We start from the raw sequence: 17,132 nt of genomic DNA on the forward strand, positions 1-17,132 counted from the left end.
AACTTTTGAAGGTTTTAAAACAAGAATTTTAGCAAAAATAACAGCATTAACATTGGTTCAGTATATCAATAAATTCATATTTGACAGACCAATAAACAATATTAAAAATCAAACAATTTAATTACACCCAACGGGTTATAATTAAGTATTTATGTTAGATAAAATACTCTGTGTAGATGATGACCCAATTACGCTCATGCTTTGTCGAAAAGTTGTTGAGAAGGTTGAATTTGCAAAAGAAATTGTCACTGCTAAAAATGGTGTAGAAGCTATTGAATACTTCGACAGGCTGCTTGAAGAGAAAAAGGTTAAAGATTCAATTGAGTATCCTAAGTTGGTACTTTTAGATTTAAACATGCCCGTGATGGACGGTTGGGAGTTTTTAGAAACTTATATGAGTAAAGAGTATCATAATATTTTCATTTTAACCCGATTCATTGTTCTTTCGTCATCTATAGATCCGTATGATATCAATAAGGCTAAAACCTATCCTGTCATAGGTTTTTTATCAAAACCTATTACCAAGGAAATGTTAGAAAATTTAAAACCTCAATTTATATAAATAAAAACGTCCCGAAAATTCGGGACGTTTTTGTATGGATAAACAAAGTTAGATTACAACTTTGATACGTGTTTAGTTAATTTTGATTTTAAATTAGCTGCTTTATTATCGTGAATAATATTTTTCTTTGCCAATTTATCAATCATAGAAACAACAGCAGATAATTTTGCAGATGCGTCAGATTTATCTGTTGCTAATCTTAATGCCTTGATAGCATTACGAGTAGTTTTGTGTTGGTATCTGTTCAACACTCTTCTCTTTTCGTTACTTCTAATTCTTTTTAAAGCTGACTTGTGATTTGCCATTTTTTCTTTTTTTTTTATTTAAAATTGTAGCCCGTAGGGGAATCGAACCCCTCTTACCAGGATGAAAACCTGGCGTCCTAACCGATAGACGAACGGGCCATCTTTCCTAATGCGGATGCAAAAATACAACTATTTTTTATTTTCGCAATAGTGGAGATGAAAAAAAAATATTTTTTTTTAATATGCTTTCGCAAATAGTACTCTACCAGTTGATTTTGCTTCCGAAAAAATACATTTTCCTTCCTCTGCTACCCTGTTTAATGGTATACAACGGATAGTTGCTTTGGTTAAATCCTTTATTTTCTCTTCTGTTTCCGAAGTTCCATCCCAATGTGCCGAAATGAATCCGGTTTTATTTTCTAAAACATCCTTGAATTCTTGAAAGGTATTTACTTCTGTCACATGAGTATTTCTAAATTCTAAAGCACGATTGAATAAATCATTTTGAATTTGTTCCAACAATTCTGAAATATAGATTACAATTCCTTCTTTTACTTTCACTTCTTTAGATAATGTATCCCTTCTCGCAATTTCAAAAGTTCCGTTTTCTAAATCTTTTGGTCCAATAGCAATTCGCAATGGAACGCCTTTCAATTCCCATTCGGCAAATTTAAATCCAGGTTTTTGTGTAGTTCTATTATCAAACTTCACCGAAATATTAAGCTTTTTAAATTGTGTTATTAAATCATTCGCCACAATAGAAATAGCATCGAACTCTTCATCCGTTTTAAAAATTGGAACAATAACCACTTGAATTGGTGCCAAATTTGGAGGTAATACCAAACCATTGTCATCAGAGTGAGTCATAACTAATGCACCCATCAGACGGGTTGAAACTCCCCACGATGTTCCCCACACATGTTCTTGCTTTCCTTCCTGATTGGCAAATTTCACATCAAAAGCTTTGGCGAAATTTTGCCCAAGAAAATGTGAAGTTCCCGCTTGCAATGCCTTTCCATCTTGCATCAAGGCTTCAATACAATACGTTTCTTCAGCACCAGCAAAGCGCTCGGTTTCGGTTTTCAATCCTTTAATTACAGGAATCGCCATAAAATTCTCAGCAAAATCTGCATAAACATGCATCATTTTTTCAGATTCTTCAATAGCTTCAGTCTTAGTGGCATGAGCGGTGTGGCCTTCTTGCCATAAAAATTCAGCTGTTCGTAAAAACAAACGCGTACGCATTTCCCAACGCACCACATTAGCCCATTGATTAATCAGCAATGGTAAATCTCTATACGATTGCACCCAGTTTTTATACGTTGACCAAATTATAGCCTCACTAGTTGGACGAACTATAAGTTCTTCTTCTAACTTAGCATTTGGGTCAACCATTAATTTCCCGGGTTTATCAGGATCATTCTTTAATCTGTAATGAGTAACGATAGCACATTCTTTAGCAAATCCTTCTGCGTTTTTTTCTTCAGCTTCAAACATACTTTTGGGCACAAAAAGAGGAAAATACGCATTGCTATGTCCTGTTTCTTTAAACATTCTGTCTAGTTCTGCCTGCATTTTTTCCCAAATAGCATAGCCATATGGTTTTATAACCATACAACCTCGAACACCGGAATTTTCCGCTAAATCGGCCTTGACAACCAACTCGTTATACCATTTTGAATAATCGTATGCTCTTTTTGTTAAATCCTTACTCATTTTGAAACTTTGGCATAAAAATTGTTTAACTAATTTTAACTAAATAGTTCGACAAAACTAACTATTTTTGTATAGTCCAACAATTAAAATGCTATAGATATGAAAACTAATTTTTCTTCACGTAAAAAAATATCCATTTACTCCCTATTTGGATTATTCGCATTTGTAGTCACCTCTTGTGGCTCTTATCAAAATAGCTCCTATTACGATGGTGACGGAGTATATGGAAATTCACAAAATAAAAAAGAAGTCGCCAACAAAAACAATTCCCAAAGTGATAAATATCAGGAATATTTTAGCGACTTGAATAAAGATTCACAATCATTTACAGATGTTGACAGTTACAGTACTGTAAATAATGAAACTCCAAACAGAACAGAAAATAATTCGAGTTGGGGAAATAACCCTCAAAGTGTAACTGTAAATGTTTATGACAGCAATTGGGGTTATGGGTATTGGAATAATTATTGGTACGGGAATTATTGGGGTTGGAATAGTTGGTATGGCCCAAGCTGGGGTTGGAACAGTTGGTATGGTCCAAGCTGGAGTATAGGCTGGAGTAATTGGTACGGCCCAAGTTATTATGGAGGTTATTATAATGGGTATGGAAATCATTATAACAACTATTATAATGGAGGGCGAAGAGGTTCTGCCTACGCCTCAAATGGTAGTAGATACGGTGTTAGAAATGGTACGAGAAGTTCGAATTTCACTAACGGAAGAAGCAGCTATACAACATCGGGGAATAGAAATACTTATTATAACAACACAAGAACTTCATCAAATAATCCTGTTAGAAATAATAATTATATCCCAACAAGAACTAATACTAATTCTCAGCCCACAAGAAGTAATGATAATGAATTAGCACCAGTTCGCTCCTATACCCCAAGTTCTACTAACACCCGCTCGTCTTCATCATCCTCTTCTTATGGCGGCGGAAATTATGGCGGAGGGAGTAGTAGCGGAGGAAGATCCTCATCTGGTGGAGGAAGAAGATAAAAAATTTTAAAAAAAATATCTATGTTATTAAAACAAATTTCATAGATATTTTTTTGACTTATAAATAAATTTACTATGAAAAAATACATTACCATCATCATTACAGGATTAACTTTTTCAACATTACATGCCCAAGAAACAACACCTGAAGATGCATTGCGTTATGCTGTTGAAAATTTAACTGGCTCAGCCCGATATAGATCTATGGGTGGTGCTTTTGGAGCGGTGGGTGGTGACCTATCTGCTTTGAAACAGAATCCTGCAGGTTCATTATTCTTCAATAATAATTACGCAACAGCAACAGCAAGTATTTACAACACTAAAAATAGTTCTCTCTATTCTGGCACAAGGACAAAAGACACTGACACTTCGCTGGATTTAAACCAGGCAGGGATAGTTTTTATATTTAATGATGACAAAGGCAAAACTGATTGGAAAAAAATTGCAGTAGCTTTCAATTATGAAAATACAAACAACTTTAACAATAATATTTTCTCTGCCGGAACTAATCTGTATAATTCTGTTGGTAATTACTTTTTGAATCAAGCAAATGGTAATGGCGGGATTCCGTTGGAACTATTAGAAACGCAACCTGGTGAGACCTTTTATGAATTATATGATTATTTAGGAACATTACCTGATTCGAGCTATCCTAATGTAAATGGTTTTCAGGCACAACAAGCATTTTTAGGGTATACAACCTATTTATTTGATTCTAATTCGCCAAACAGTTATACCAGCAATGTCCCGGCAGCTAACTATTCGCAGCAAAACTATTACACCTCAACAGGTTACAACGGCAAGATTATCGGAAATTTTGCTACACAATACAAAGATATTTTGTTTTTGGGACTGAATATCAATGCCCATTTTACTGATTATGTGAGAGCAACATCTTTACGCGAGCAGAATGACGGTCAGGCCGCCAACGGAGTGTCTTATATTCGATTTGATAACGAACTTCATACCTATGGCGCTGGTTTTTCTTTTAATCTTGGCGCCATTGTTAAAATTGTACCACAATTCCGGGTAGGTCTAGCATACGAATCACCAACTTGGTACCGATTGACAGATGAGTTAGCGCAACACTTGGAATCAGATTATAGCAGTAATTCTGTTTCAAATACCTATGTTGCAGATCCCGACATTGTTAATGTTTATGCGCCTTATAAAATACAAACGCCCTCAAAATGGACCGGAAGCATGGCTTACATTTATGGTAAAAAAGGATTATTGAGTATAGATGTTTCTACGAAAGATTATAGCACAACACGCTTCAAGCCTAAAAATGAATATCCATATACAGGTCCAAACGGGCTAAATCAATTCTTAAATAATAATCTGCAGAATGCAATTGAAGTTAGAATTGGTGGCGAATATAAAATCAAAGAATTTTCTTTGCGTGGTGGTTATCATTTTGATCAAAGTCCTTATAAAGTAGATCAAACTTTTGGTGATTTAACTGGTTATTCTGCCGGGGTCGGGTATAATTTTGGCGAAAGCAGGTTGGATTTAGCGTATTCATATGAGCATAGAAACATGAATCAAGCACTAATTTCTTCGGGAATGCCAGATCCTGCCAGAATCAGCAGATATAATAACAACGTAGCAATAAGTTATTCTGTAAATTTCTAAATTTTACTTGTCATCCAATAAATATGAAACCACTTCTTAGGAGGTGGTTTTTTTATTTAACATTTTAAATCGAAATAAAAAGCGTAGTTTTGCACCCGAATTTTAAGTCTATGAGAACTAAGTCGTTAAAGAAAAATAAGATCAATGTTATTACGCTTGGATGTTCCAAAAACACCTACGACAGTGAGGTTTTAATGGGGCAATTGAAAGCCAGCGGAAAAGATGTAGTACACGAGCAGGAAGGTAATATTGTAGTAATCAATACTTGCGGCTTTATCAATAATGCCAAAGAAGAATCGATTAATACTATTCTGGAGTATGTTGATAAAAAAGAAAACGGCCTTGTAGACAAAGTTTTCGTTACCGGATGTTTATCTGAAAGATATCGTCCCGACTTAGAAAAAGAAATACCTAATGTGGACCAATATTTTGGCACAACAGATTTACCCCTTTTGCTAAAAGCGCTTGGCGCAGATTATAAACACGAGTTACTTGGTGAACGTTTAACAACAACTCCAAAAAACTATGCTTACCTCAAAATTGCTGAAGGTTGCGACCGTCCCTGCAGTTTTTGTGCGATTCCAATCATGCGTGGCAAACACGTTTCGCAGTCTATTGAAAAATTGGTAAAAGAAGCCGAAGGTTTAGCCAAAAATGGTGTAAAGGAATTAATTCTGATTGCACAGGATTTGACTTATTACGGTTTGGATTTATACAAAAAAAGAAACCTTGCTGAGTTATTGGAAAACCTTGTGAAAGTAAATGGCATCGAATGGATTCGTTTGCATTACGCATTCCCTACTGGTTTCCCAATGGATGTTCTGGAGTTGATGAAACGCGAACCAAAAATCTGTAATTATATCGATATTCCGTTACAGCACATTTCCGATAATATCCTGAAATCGATGCGTCGCGGAACGACTAAGGAAAAAACGACCAAATTATTAAAGGATTTCCGTGCTGCAGTTCCGGGAATGACCATAAGAACAACTTTGATTGTTGGTTATCCTGGTGAAACGCAAGAAGATTTTGAAACCATGCGTGACTGGGTTCAGGAAATGAAATTTGAACGTTTGGGTTGTTTTACCTATTCCCACGAAGAAAATACCCATGCTTATTTATTAGAAGATAACGTTCCCGAAGAAGTAAAACAAGCACGTGCTGCCGAAATCATGGATTTACAATCGCAGATTTCCTGGGACTTGAATCAGGAAAAAGTGGGGCACACTTTCAAGTGTATTATCGACAGGAAAGAAGGCCAATATTTTATCGGACGAACCGAATTTGACAGTCCGGATGTGGATAACGAAGTACTGATTGACGCTTTAAAATTTTATGTGAAAACGGGGGAGTTTGTCAATGTAAAAATCATTGATGCAACCGAATTTGACCTTTATGGGGAGCCTGCTTAATAACTAAAGCTTATTCCAGCCACAATAAAATTTTTACCGAAGGTTTCCGTATTTTGTGTTGCTCCATTGTGTACATAATTCAAGGATAAAGGCATGGTTATCGCTTTTCCTAAATCAATTTCCTTGGTAGCTTTAATTCCTAAATTACAAAACGAAACTTTATCATAATCGGCATAACTGTAATAACCCGATTTGTTATTGAGTACCGCACCAATAACCGGATCCAATTCAATTCCATGCAAAAATTTTATTGATGATTTTTCAAACAGCGTAAAAGTATAACCCAATTCAAGGTAAGTCGTATAGTTGTGCTTCGGATTTTCATCATTGCTGTCATAACGGAAATCATTCCCGGCAACAAGCGTGCTTATCGTAGCATTAAACGGATATTTATAGCCTTCCGAAAAATCAAAATACAACATAGCGTCAACCGTTTTTACACCATCATTTCCATAGTTAAAGAAACTGTTATCAATGCCCGTCACTTTTTCTACGGATGGCCAGTAATAATCCCAAAGCTGGAATTGCAAAAAGTCATTAAGCTGGTAAGTAACATACAAGTCAATTTCCTGATAACCTTTACCCGGCGTTCCATCTGCGTAAAAATAATCGTTTTTGAAATTGGTCGTCCCCCAAAAACCCAACGTCAGTTTTGGCGTAACCGCATATTCTATCATAGGTTGCACCGCGACATAGTTTCCGCCCCAACATTGTCCACGCCATAGATAACGGCTGACAATATCAACATTTAAAGATAGTTTTTTCTCTTTTTTAACACTCAAGGTATCCTCTGCCGCTTGGTTTTCCTGAGAAAATATTGAAGTCGAAATAATAATAAGATGAAGCAGCAGCAGCTTAATTTTCATTGAAATTCTCTTTATCTAAATACTTGTTTATCATTTCAAATAAATTCTCTCTACTTAAAGGTTTTGTGAGGTATCCGTTAAATCCGGCTTCTTCAATCTTTATCTTATCTTCCGATGATGAATAAGCTGTCTGTGCAATTATTGGGAGATTCGGACGTATCGGCCTGATTTGTTCCATCGCTTCAAAACCTGTCATAATTGGCATCTTTATATCCATCAGAACCAAATCGATGCTTGGATCATTGAGGCAGATATCCACCGCTTCCTGACCATTTATGGCTCTTATGATTTTGTAGTTTTTATTCTGCATCATTTTTTGAAACAAAAGGAAGTTGATATTGTCATCCTCCGCAATCAATATGGTTTCTCCTTCTGATTTTTGAATTTCAACATCATTGACCTGTTTTACCGTAATATGATCCACTCTTGAATAGGTCAGCGGAATTGAAAAATAAAACGTAGAACCTTCACCCACTGTAGACTCCAGGTTGATTGTTCCGCCAAGCAAGTCGACGTACGCTTTTGAAATGGCCAATCCTAAGCCTAAGCCACCAACCTTAATCGAAATATCACTATCTACACGCTTAAACCTATCGAAGATATTCTTGTGATTGTCTTCATCAATACCTAACCCTGTATCCTTTACAGTAAAATTGATTAACTCCTTTTCCTCATCTATATCAAAACCAAAGGTAACCGAGCCGCGCTCCGTAAATTTAAGTGCATTGGTCAGCAGATTGATGATAACCTGTTTTAGTTTTATATCGTCAGTAATAATATTGAACTGGGCAGGGATTTCAGGTTTGATTAGTATAAAATCAATGTCATTATTCTTAATCGTAATTTTTACAGTTTCATACAATTCATTAATACATGATTCCAAATTAACAATAGTTAAGTTCGGCGTTAACTGATTCGAATCAATCTTTGACATTTCAATCAAATCATCGATAATACCAACGAGGTTTTTTCCGCTTTTTTCAATAACATTCAAATATTCCCGTTTTTCGCTTTCGCTGATATCTGTATTAAGCAGCAATTCTGTAAAGCCATTAATCGCATTCATCGGGGTTCGTATCTCATGCGACAAATTGGCTAAAAACGAAGATTTCAACCGGTCTCCTTCTTCCGCTTTTATCTTTGCCTTAATCAACTCAAGTTTTTGGTTGCTGTTTTCTTCGGACAGATTTCCTATGTAACTAAACTCCCCTGTCGTTTTCTTCAGTTCCTTGATAGCCCTTCTGTTTCCTGATTCTAAAGCTCTTCTAACTAAATCCAAAGGATAATAAACCAACTTTCGCGTGTAGATTAAATTAACTATAAGATTGAGGATAAAAAATACAATAATAACATACAATATTCTTATGGCATTTTCAAAATACACTTCAAAACTCCGTTTGAATAAAAGCTTTCCGACAAATTGATTTCCTGAATCCTTTAACACATACAAAGCGGATATTTTATGTTTTCCCGTCGCTAAAGTAGCTTCAGTGTCGGTAAACAGTATCGAAGAATTTGTCAGTTTCTCTAAGTTCTTAATGTAATTTGAGTCCATCAAACGAACAACAAAGAAATAACCCGACGTCATCGACTTGTTTTTTAACGGATCGTTAGAAGGATGAATAGCGGCGCCCGTAACTTCCACAATTCCTTCGGGAATTTTGAGATAAAATTTACTTATACCAACTTTATTAAGCAATGTCATCTCTGTTTTCGGAATAAAATCAATGGACTTAATTTTTGGCGTTGGCGTCCTGATAATAAAATTCATGTTGGCATCGTAAACACCCAGATAATCGGCTTCATAAATTTCCAGTTCGTTACCTATGGTTTCGTTATACCAGTGGGCATCGGGTTTGTTTATGAATTTTACAAACTCATCCCAGTTGGTATCATTTTTAATTGCAACAAGTATGGGTTTGGAATTTACTTCAAGTAATTTTGTAACCTCGTTATTAAACTGCTCTACAGTAGTAGTGTAGAGTTGTTTTTCTGCCTTTTTGGTATAATAAAACAACGCAGAATAAAGCAGTATGAAAAATATACTCGAAGAAAATATCAACCATAGTATTTTTGGAAATGTTTTTTTAACCGTCATAATTATTCAACAAATTATCTTTTGTTTAGCGGCTAAAAATAAGGTAAAAAAAACAGAAATATTTCTGCGCTGTACAAAAACAATAAACAAGTTATCAAGAAAGTTTAAAGCGCTAACAAACCGAATTCTTTCAGCGTATTAATTGGCTTGGAATACCAAAACAACTCAAAATCTTCAAACTGGTTTTCAAAACTGGTTTTGAGTTGTGAAAAAGTGGCTACTTTCTCATTGTAAACCGAAAGTAAACCCAACGCATTTACAAACCAATCTGCTTTGTCTTTTTCTATTGAAAGTTCAACCGTTTCCCTTTTGTAGTGAAAGGTTAACTTCATCATTTTCCATGAATTGCCTTTTTTTGATTTTGTAAATGTTTCCGTAAGTGGCATTCCTCCTATCCAGATGATTTTTGCTGAAGGTTTTGTACCAAAATTATCCTGGCTTTCAAGGCAGGAAACAATATAGTCGGAAGGAATTGTAGTATGCGGTATCTTAAAATCAAACCATTCCTGTAGCTCATATTCAAAACAGATGCCGTGCATAAAATTGAACAGCGATTTCTTTAATCCAAAACTGAATTTATCGTGATTAATTCCGGTTTTGTCCGAGAACTGAATGTCATTGTTGGCAAAAGTTATTGGATTAATTTCGGGAATGACACCAAACTTCTCCGGAAACATTCCAACCGGACTGTGCGCGGTCATAGCAAACTGATGCCAAAAGCCTGACTGCAGGATTCCAAGTTCAAACATCTGGCGCACCATTTCTAAACTGTCAACCGTTTCCTGAACCGTTTGTGTTGGATAGCCATACATCAGGTACGCGTGAACCATGATTCCTGCTTCGGTGAAATTTCGCGTTACTTGCGCTACTTGTTCAACAGTAACGCCTTTTTGGATGAGTGCCAATAACCTATCGGAAGCAACTTCAAGTCCACCGGAAATGGCAATGCAGCCCGAAGCCTTCAGCAACAAACACAAATCCGCCGTAAAACTTTTCTCAAAACGAATATTTGTCCACCACGAAACCGTCAGTTTCCTCCGAAGGATTTCCAAAGCTACTTCCCGCATCAATGCCGGTGGTGCCGCTTCATCCACAAAATGAAAACCAGTTTCGCCCGTTTGGGCAATGATGGTTTCCATACGGTCGACCAAAGTTTTAGCGGCTATGGGCTCGTAAAGTTTTATATAATCAAGCGAGATATCACAAAAGGTACATTTCCCCCAATAGCAGCCATGCGCCATCGTCAGTTTGTTCCAACGCCCATCGCTCCACAAACTATGCATTGGGTTAGCGATTTCAATAACGGAAATGTATTTATCCAAAAGCAAATCGGAGTAATCCGGTGTGCCGACTTCGCTTTGTTTATAATCGGGTTTAGTCGTGTTGTTTTTATAAACTACTTCGTTGTTTTCGAGGAGAAATGTTCTCTTATAAAGAGATTCTTCATTGCGTTCAGAATGACAAATAGAATGGTAAAGTAATTCCACAGGCAATTCGCCATCATCCAATGTTATAAAATCAAAGAATTCAAAAACCCGTTTGTCATTTAGGTTGCGAAGTTCCGTATTTGGAAAACCGCCGCCCATGGCTGTTTTTATTTCAGGGAAATGCTTTTTAATGAATTGCGCACAGCGAAAAGCTGAATACAAATTACCCGGAAACGGCACCGAAATCAGTACCAGTTTAGGCTTAACCTGCTTTAGTCTTTCTTCTAAAATAGGCAACGTCAGCGTATCAATATAGGTCAGTTCGGTTAGCAGTTGGCTGTAAAGCTCATCAAACGAGTTGGCACTTCTGCCCAATCGTTCGGCATAACGGCTAAAGCCAAAGTTTTCGTCAACCACTTCTTTGATAAAATCGGATAAATCTTCGAGATAAAGTGTGGCCAAATGTTTGGCTTTGTCCTGCATTCCCATTGAGCCAAATGCCCATTCCATATCGTCAAGCTGTGCAAAACGGGAAGCTTCCGGAAGAAAGTTTCCGGCACATATTTGACGGGCTAAGGTTGAATTCTTGCCCTGAAGAAATGTGATGACGGCGTCAATGGTGTTTATGTATTCCTGCCGTAACGAATAAATCCGTTGAAGGTTATCAGTTGTAGGTTGTAGGTTTTCGGTTATCTGTTGTCGGTTGTCAGTGGAGAAAATGCTGGCAAGGCCTTCTTTAGAAAAGAGTGCCAAAATAACTTCGATCCCTAAATCCATTTGAAAAGAACCTATGCCTTTAGTGTTCAGGAAACCTTTTAAATAGCCCGTTGCGGGATACGGCGTGTTAAGCTGAGTAAAGGGTGGCGTGACTAACAGAAGGTCTTTCATTGTGGGGAAAATTACGCGGGTAAAGATAAAGTTTTGATATTTAAAACGGTGAAGTGTTGTTGATATGTTTTGCGGTAACTATCTAAACCTTTTACGAAAATAATTATATTTCAAAGGTAATACGTGAAAATAAGCGTCAATTTCATGAAAAATATAGGGGTCATATTAATTTTATCAATTTTAATTGTCTTTTCATCTAAACAGGCTGATGCAAATGCTGAAGTCCGTGCAGCAACTGATTAAGTAACAGTTCCCTCTATTTTCATTTGTATATAAATTGACAGATTCTTTATGTTAAATGTTTTGGTGTTAAATAAAAGAACTTTCTTATATTTGGCAACTATTTCAATTTCAAATCTGTGAAATCATTTTTATATCTCTTTCTTCTACTTGCATTTACAGGCACCTTTGGACAAAACGCTTCTAAAAGTAAGGCTGCCGTTCCTTTTTATAATAAAACCAAGATTGAAGACAGTAACGGACATTTGATTTACCGATCCCATTAAAAGAAAAGCTTTTTTTGAAAAAAGACAAAAGGCAATTGATTTACAAAACAAAAGAAGTGTTGTATCACTTGCAACGCTTCCTGCGGTGCCCTTGTGTTCTAATGGTGGTTTTGAGGAATTCGAGGCTATAGCAGGAGGAAATGTATTAAAGAATTTTGAATATACATCCGGCGATCCTATCAACCCCATGCAATGCAGACCTATTGAGAGTGGTGCAGACGAAAGAATTACACAATACAATCCTGCGAATACTGACCTCATGGCTTCCAGCGTTCCGTCAAACTTTATTGATGAATTCATTGGAAACATTAATGCTTTTGATCAATATACCTTAAAGATAAACTTTAAAGAATCGCCCATTAGCTTGGGTTTGGTACAGGCGAAACGTTTTAAAACGGATAATGAAACCCAATTAAAATTCAATTACAAGGCCGTGCTTCAAAGTATTACCGAAAGCGACCATGATAATGAGCAACCTTTTTTTAAAGTACGGGTAATCAATAACGCGGGTGGTATTGTGGATGAGTTTTGTTTGATTGGAGATCCAACCAATTGCATTTTTACCCAGGCTTCTACGGTAGAAGGAGGCAGCATTATATTGTATACGCCCAACTGGCAATCGGGGGTTTTGGATATTTCAAGCATTCCCAACAACCAGGATTTTACTGTTGAGTTTATGGCTTCGCGATGTGGACTCAGCGGACATTTTGGATATGCTTATGTTGATGACATTTGCCTGCTTCATTCCAACGAAAGCCTGCAGGGAAGCATTGAACTTGATCCGTTGAACAAGGTATGTCCGACCCTTCCTCTATCTGTTTGTGGTAAATTTACCGTTCCGACTTCTGGTAGCGTTAATGCCAGCGTAACATCTATTGTGCTGAATGTAAGAGATGCGAATAGTACAGTGGTATATACGTCGCAAACACCTGTTACACTTGATTTAGTCACGAAGCGATTTTGTTTTTCTCTGGCAGCAGCAAACTTACCCGACTTAGTTGCCGGGACGTACAATGTTAGCGCTACGATAAATTTTGGAACACTTCAGACGAATTGTTCAGGGACAAATTTCACCTCGGCTACTGACGATGATGCCAATCCTGGTTGGGATATCTGGTTCCTGAATTGCACCAACTGTAACGTGAACGTTCAAACTGCAAGCCTCCTACTTTGTGATGCCAATCATGACGGCAGGGAGTTTTTTAACTTAACTAATGCCAATACCTTAATTACAACGCCACAGGCGGGGTTGACCTTTAGTTATTTTAACTCATTAGCCAGTGCCACTGCGAATACCAATCCAATAACCACTTTTGCTAATTATGACAGCACGTCGGCAACAATATTTGTTCGTGTAACGTTGAGTCCGACCTGTTATAAGATCATCCCGATTCAGCTTGTGGTTAAGAATCCGTTTGTTCACATTACCGGTATACTGAATGTTTGTAGTGGAAGCACCGTATTGACTGCCACGCCAGGCTCGAGTTATTTGTGGGGCGGCACGTTGGAAACTACGCAAAGCATAACGGTTACTTCAGTAGGAACCTATAATGTAACGGTCACCGACAGTAATGGGTGTGCTGCAGCTGGTTCGGTTAGCATACTAAGTAATATGGTTGCGCCTTTGCCTTCCATTGTGCTTGCACAGCCGACTTGCTTTACGGATACAGGAGCTATCCATGTAACCTCGACGGCCTCTGAATATAGCTATGATAACGGAGTTACCTGGGGTACAAATTCAACGATAAGCAATCTTCCTTATGGTAATTATCAGGTTCAGATTAGGACATTGTCGGGATGTACCTCTTATAGTTCCAGTGTTAATATAATTCCGTATCTGTCACCTTTCCTTCTTTCGTTTCTGTTGATCCTACCGTTTGTGGTGGATTGGGCAGCATAACTATCACGTCTACGGCGATAGAATACAGTTTTGATGACGGAGTTACCTGGACGACCAATAATGTTGCTTCGGGACTGCCATCAGGAACTTACCTGATTCGAACAAAAGATGCTCAAGGATGTGTATCCAATTTCAATAGTGTTTCATTAACTAGTGAATTTTTGTCTGAACCATTATACATTAAGGACAATCCATTTTGCGGAACCCCGGGCAGCATCATAATTACGACTCCGGCCGCTGAATACAGTTTTGACGGAGGAACAACGTGGCAAACATCGAACACGCTGGTCAATTTGACCGATGGTAGTTATCTTATTAAAATAAAAGATACGCAGGGATGTACTTCTCCGAATGTGTATGTTTACCTCACCAATTTAGAAGAAAGTTATCCTGAGTATGATTTAGTAGATGCAGGCTGTGGCACTTGCAATTTAAGCAATACCAATAATAAAGTTTATGTTAGGGTAACTTCAACAGACGGTTGCTATGAAGTGGCAGAACTTTCCTTTACCTTTCTTGATTCGCCAAGAATATATATGGATGACAGCTATCCTTTATGTGAATTCAGAACTGCTTTAATTGAGGCTGGTCACGGTTATGATAGTTACCTTTGGTCAACGGGCCAAACGAATCATTCTATTACCATTGGTGCAACAGGAAATTATTGGGTTATTGTGAGAGAAAATCATGGGACACTTGTATGCGATTCCAGAAAAGACTTCTCTATTTTCTTATCTAATCGGGCAACAATAACTTCTATAGAAACACTTGATTGGACTGCCAATGAAAATGTTATTGAGGTATTGGTATCGGGCTTAGGAATTTACGAATATTCCTTAGATGGCGTTGTTTATCAGGACAGCAGGAGATTTGAAAACCTTGTTCCTGGTATTTATCAGGTATTTGTTAGAGATAAAAACGGCTGCGGTATTGCAAACGGGGAAGCGCTCTTACTAAACTACCCTAAATTTTTCACTCCAAATGGCGACGGAATCAATGATACTTGGTACATTAAATTTTCACAATTTGAGGAGAAGTTTGATGTTAAGATTTTTGATCGTCAGGGTAAACTACTTAAAGCGATGAAAAGTTCAGAATCCTGGGACGGTACTTATAACGGAAGAATGTTACCTTCAGACGATTATTGGTTCTATGTTACACGCGAAGATGGCGAAATCCATAAAGGCCATTTTGCTATGCTAAGATAAAATATTGATTATGTATTCACATGGTGTTTCCGATGGCAAATAAACAGTTTAAATTCTTATTATACATTTGTTTTAAATTTTTGCGAAACTAAATTTATAAGTAATTTTTGCTAAGTTATTAAGTGATAAAATTCCTCCTAAACCTATCACAAAGTTTCACTAACAATTAGTACACAAGTTTTTTTAATGTAAATTTGGTTCACTCTAAGTTAAATAAGTCCCGTAATTTATATAAGTTAGTTAGATTATTAATACCACGACTATGAGAGAATATAAAATTATGTTCTTTACGGACGATGACCATGATGACTTATACTTACTGAAAGAAGTAGCTGAGTCTCTTGGCCACACTGCCCAAATATTCCACGATGGACACGAAATGCTTGCGGCGCTTAACACTGAGACAGAAAAGCCCGACCTTATTTTTCTGGATATCAATATGCCAAAAATAGACGGATTCCAAGTATTGGAAAAAGTACGTTCCTATGAAGACGATTTAAATGCTATTCCTGTAATTATACACTCGGGGCATACCGACGATAAATATATTGAAAAGTGCCTGGAATTGGGGGCCAATTACTATATCCCAAAAGCTCATAGTTATAATCAGTTAAAATCCTCCATCAATTACGCCCTTAATACCAATTGGGCAGCTTTTAAAGCAGATCGGGAAAATTTCCTGCATAAGCATTCCTGATATCACAATCTTAACCCAAAACACACTGTTTATGCTGTAATATGGTTTACCTTTAAAAAAAGTAAAAATATGTCAGATAAAAACAAAAAGTTGTTTGGTGTTTGGATGGATACACACAACGCAACCATCGTAGGAAAAGAAGATACCGAAAAAAAAGAATTTGTAATTCTGGGGCACGTCAAAAATGCGGGAGCAGATAATAATTCCAATGAGAAAACGTCAAACAATCAGGAGATTGGCTTAACACATAAGTTTTTCAAAGAAATTGTCAGTAAAATGCCGAATATTGATGAAATACATATCACAGGAACGGGACAAATACAGGAGCAATTTATGAAATTTTTGTCTGAAACACCACAATACAAAAATGCAGTTTCAACCGAAAGTACTTCCAATAAAATGAGTGACGAAAACCTTGCCGCTTTTATAATGAATCATTTTAATTAAAATTCGTTTTTATTAATTCAAGAAAACCGTAAACTATGTTTGCGGTTTTTTTTTGAAAAACTTTTATCTTTACCAAAACAAACACGACAATAAAATGGGAAATTACGTAGACAATAATTTAATAAAAGATGAACATGTTGAATTGGAAACAACGTATCACTGGATAATATTTTGCAACCTAAGAGCACTTTTAACCTTGTTTATCGCCCCAATGATTGACAGATATTCAGATGAATTTGCAATTACCAATCGACGTGTCATTGTAAAGACGGGATTAATTAGCAGAAAGACATTTGAAATGAATCTTTCCAAAATTGAAAGTGTGAATGTAGATCAGGGAATATTGGGAAGGATATTTGGCTATGGTACAATTACAATAGTTGGTTCAGGTGGGACAAGAGAAACATTCCCGAAGATTCAAAATCCGTTAGGTTTCAGGAAGAAATTTCAGGAATTATCCTAACCAAGTTGTGTGTCTGACCTCCACATTGAACAAAAAACAACTATAAAGAAACTCCACAAA

At 36.8% G+C, this 17,132-nt stretch carries 14 protein-coding genes, 1 tRNA gene and 1 pseudogene; 10 read left to right on the forward strand and 6 right to left on the reverse strand.

Going from position 1 to position 17,132, the window contains the following annotated elements; all coding sequences use genetic code 11:
* Positions 1-121, forward strand: a pseudogene (locus tag Q0Q99_RS07350) (IS982 family transposase); the annotation flags it as partial.
* A gap of 30 nt (positions 122-151) precedes the next feature.
* A complete protein-coding gene (locus tag Q0Q99_RS07355; protein ID WP_293893671.1) occupies positions 152-562 on the forward strand; it encodes a response regulator in 411 nt (136 codons plus the stop codon).
* A 53-nt stretch (positions 563-615) separates the two neighbouring features.
* Here the strand turns inward: Q0Q99_RS07355 and rpsT are convergent, their stop codons facing one another.
* From rpsT to proS, 3 genes are all read right to left on the reverse strand, one after another.
* Complete coding sequence (rpsT, locus tag Q0Q99_RS07360; protein WP_290284891.1) at positions 616-867, reverse strand: 30S ribosomal protein S20; 252 nt, start codon at positions 865-867, stop codon at positions 616-618.
* A 27-nt stretch (positions 868-894) separates the two neighbouring features.
* Positions 895-966: transfer RNA gene (locus Q0Q99_RS07365), tRNA-Glu, on the reverse strand.
* Between the two features lie 78 nt (positions 967-1,044).
* A complete protein-coding gene (gene proS, locus Q0Q99_RS07370) occupies positions 1,045-2,523 on the reverse strand; it encodes a proline--tRNA ligase (protein WP_293893677.1) in 1,479 nt (492 codons plus the stop codon).
* Between the two features lie 99 nt (positions 2,524-2,622).
* On the opposite strand from proS, the gene Q0Q99_RS07375 reads away from it, so the two are divergent.
* The 3 genes from Q0Q99_RS07375 to rimO all read left to right on the forward strand — a co-directional run bounded on the left by Q0Q99_RS07375 (position 2,623) and on the right by rimO (position 6,572).
* Positions 2,623-3,525: a hypothetical protein gene (locus Q0Q99_RS07375; protein WP_293893680.1), complete on the forward strand. Its 903-nt coding sequence runs from the start codon at positions 2,623-2,625 to the stop codon at positions 3,523-3,525.
* A 75-nt stretch (positions 3,526-3,600) separates the two neighbouring features.
* On the forward strand, positions 3,601-5,160 hold the full coding sequence (locus tag Q0Q99_RS07380; protein WP_293893683.1) for a transporter: 1,560 nt from the start codon (positions 3,601-3,603) through the stop codon (positions 5,158-5,160).
* 110 nt (positions 5,161-5,270) lie between these two features.
* Complete coding sequence (gene rimO, locus Q0Q99_RS07385) at positions 5,271-6,572, forward strand: 30S ribosomal protein S12 methylthiotransferase RimO (RefSeq protein ID WP_293893686.1); 1,302 nt, start codon at positions 5,271-5,273, stop codon at positions 6,570-6,572.
* Here the strand turns inward: rimO and Q0Q99_RS07390 are convergent.
* The 3 genes from Q0Q99_RS07390 to Q0Q99_RS07400 form a co-directional block, all read right to left on the reverse strand.
* Positions 6,569-7,438 carry a TorF family putative porin gene (locus Q0Q99_RS07390; RefSeq protein ID WP_293893689.1) on the reverse strand — a complete coding sequence of 290 codons (870 nt, stop codon included), beginning with the start codon at positions 7,436-7,438 and terminating at the stop codon, positions 6,569-6,571. The two genes, rimO and Q0Q99_RS07390, sit on opposite strands and share 4 nt — an antisense overlap.
* Positions 7,428-9,536 carry an ATP-binding protein gene (locus Q0Q99_RS07395; protein ID WP_293893692.1) on the reverse strand — a complete coding sequence of 703 codons (2,109 nt, stop codon included), beginning with the start codon at positions 9,534-9,536 and terminating at the stop codon, positions 7,428-7,430. The genes Q0Q99_RS07390 and Q0Q99_RS07395 overlap by 11 nt, the downstream gene beginning before the upstream one ends.
* Before the next feature lie 104 nt (positions 9,537-9,640).
* On the reverse strand, positions 9,641-11,851 hold the full coding sequence (locus tag Q0Q99_RS07400) for a radical SAM protein (protein WP_293893695.1): 2,211 nt from the start codon (positions 11,849-11,851) through the stop codon (positions 9,641-9,643).
* 591 nt (positions 11,852-12,442) lie between these two features.
* On the opposite strand from Q0Q99_RS07400, the gene Q0Q99_RS07405 reads away from it, so the two are divergent.
* The 5 genes from Q0Q99_RS07405 to Q0Q99_RS07425 all read left to right on the forward strand — a co-directional run bounded on the left by Q0Q99_RS07405 (position 12,443) and on the right by Q0Q99_RS07425 (position 17,072).
* Complete coding sequence (locus tag Q0Q99_RS07405) at positions 12,443-14,257, forward strand: hypothetical protein (protein WP_293893698.1); 1,815 nt, start codon at positions 12,443-12,445, stop codon at positions 14,255-14,257.
* Positions 14,245-15,465, forward strand: a complete 1,221-nt coding sequence (locus Q0Q99_RS07410) for a T9SS type B sorting domain-containing protein (protein ID WP_293893701.1) — start codon at positions 14,245-14,247, stop codon at positions 15,463-15,465. The genes Q0Q99_RS07405 and Q0Q99_RS07410 overlap by 13 nt, the downstream gene beginning before the upstream one ends.
* Before the next feature lie 262 nt (positions 15,466-15,727).
* Positions 15,728-16,162, forward strand: coding sequence for a response regulator (locus tag Q0Q99_RS07415; protein WP_293893704.1), 435 nt, complete (start codon positions 15,728-15,730; stop codon positions 16,160-16,162).
* Positions 16,163-16,231: 69 nt separating this feature from the next.
* Entirely contained in the window at positions 16,232-16,609 is a 378-nt protein-coding gene (locus Q0Q99_RS07420; protein WP_293893707.1) for a hypothetical protein, read from the forward strand.
* A 94-nt stretch (positions 16,610-16,703) separates the two neighbouring features.
* Positions 16,704-17,072 (forward strand): PH domain-containing protein, encoded by a 369-nt coding sequence (locus tag Q0Q99_RS07425; protein WP_293893710.1) that lies wholly within the window; start codon positions 16,704-16,706, stop codon positions 17,070-17,072.
* The last annotated feature ends 60 nt before the right edge of the window (positions 17,073-17,132 follow it).

The organism is Flavobacterium sp., assembly GCF_025352425.1.
In the GTDB taxonomy this organism is placed as follows: Bacteria; Bacteroidota; Bacteroidia; order Flavobacteriales; family Flavobacteriaceae; genus Flavobacterium.

Excerpts from the sequence above, each read along its gene's own strand:
- Q0Q99_RS07355 (WP_293893671.1), top strand. The coding sequence starts at position 152 with ATGTTAGATAAAATACTCTGTGTAGATGATGACCCAATTACGCTCATG.
- rpsT (WP_290284891.1), bottom strand. The coding sequence starts at position 867 with ATGGCAAATCACAAGTCAGCTTTAAAAAGAATTAGAAGTAACGAAAAG.
- proS (WP_293893677.1), bottom strand. The coding sequence starts at position 2,523 with ATGAGTAAGGATTTAACAAAAAGAGCATACGATTATTCAAAATGGTAT.
- Q0Q99_RS07375 (WP_293893680.1), top strand. The coding sequence starts at position 2,623 with ATGAAAACTAATTTTTCTTCACGTAAAAAAATATCCATTTACTCCCTA.
- Q0Q99_RS07380 (WP_293893683.1), top strand. The coding sequence starts at position 3,601 with ATGAAAAAATACATTACCATCATCATTACAGGATTAACTTTTTCAACA.
- rimO (WP_293893686.1), top strand. The coding sequence starts at position 5,271 with ATGAGAACTAAGTCGTTAAAGAAAAATAAGATCAATGTTATTACGCTT.
- Q0Q99_RS07390 (WP_293893689.1), bottom strand. The coding sequence starts at position 7,438 with ATGAAAATTAAGCTGCTGCTGCTTCATCTTATTATTATTTCGACTTCA.
- Q0Q99_RS07395 (WP_293893692.1), bottom strand. The coding sequence starts at position 9,536 with ATGACGGTTAAAAAAACATTTCCAAAAATACTATGGTTGATATTTTCT.
- Q0Q99_RS07400 (WP_293893695.1), bottom strand. The coding sequence starts at position 11,851 with ATGAAAGACCTTCTGTTAGTCACGCCACCCTTTACTCAGCTTAACACG.
- Q0Q99_RS07415 (WP_293893704.1), top strand. The coding sequence starts at position 15,728 with ATGAGAGAATATAAAATTATGTTCTTTACGGACGATGACCATGATGAC.
- Q0Q99_RS07420 (WP_293893707.1), top strand. The coding sequence starts at position 16,232 with ATGTCAGATAAAAACAAAAAGTTGTTTGGTGTTTGGATGGATACACAC.
- Q0Q99_RS07425 (WP_293893710.1), top strand. The coding sequence starts at position 16,704 with ATGGGAAATTACGTAGACAATAATTTAATAAAAGATGAACATGTTGAA.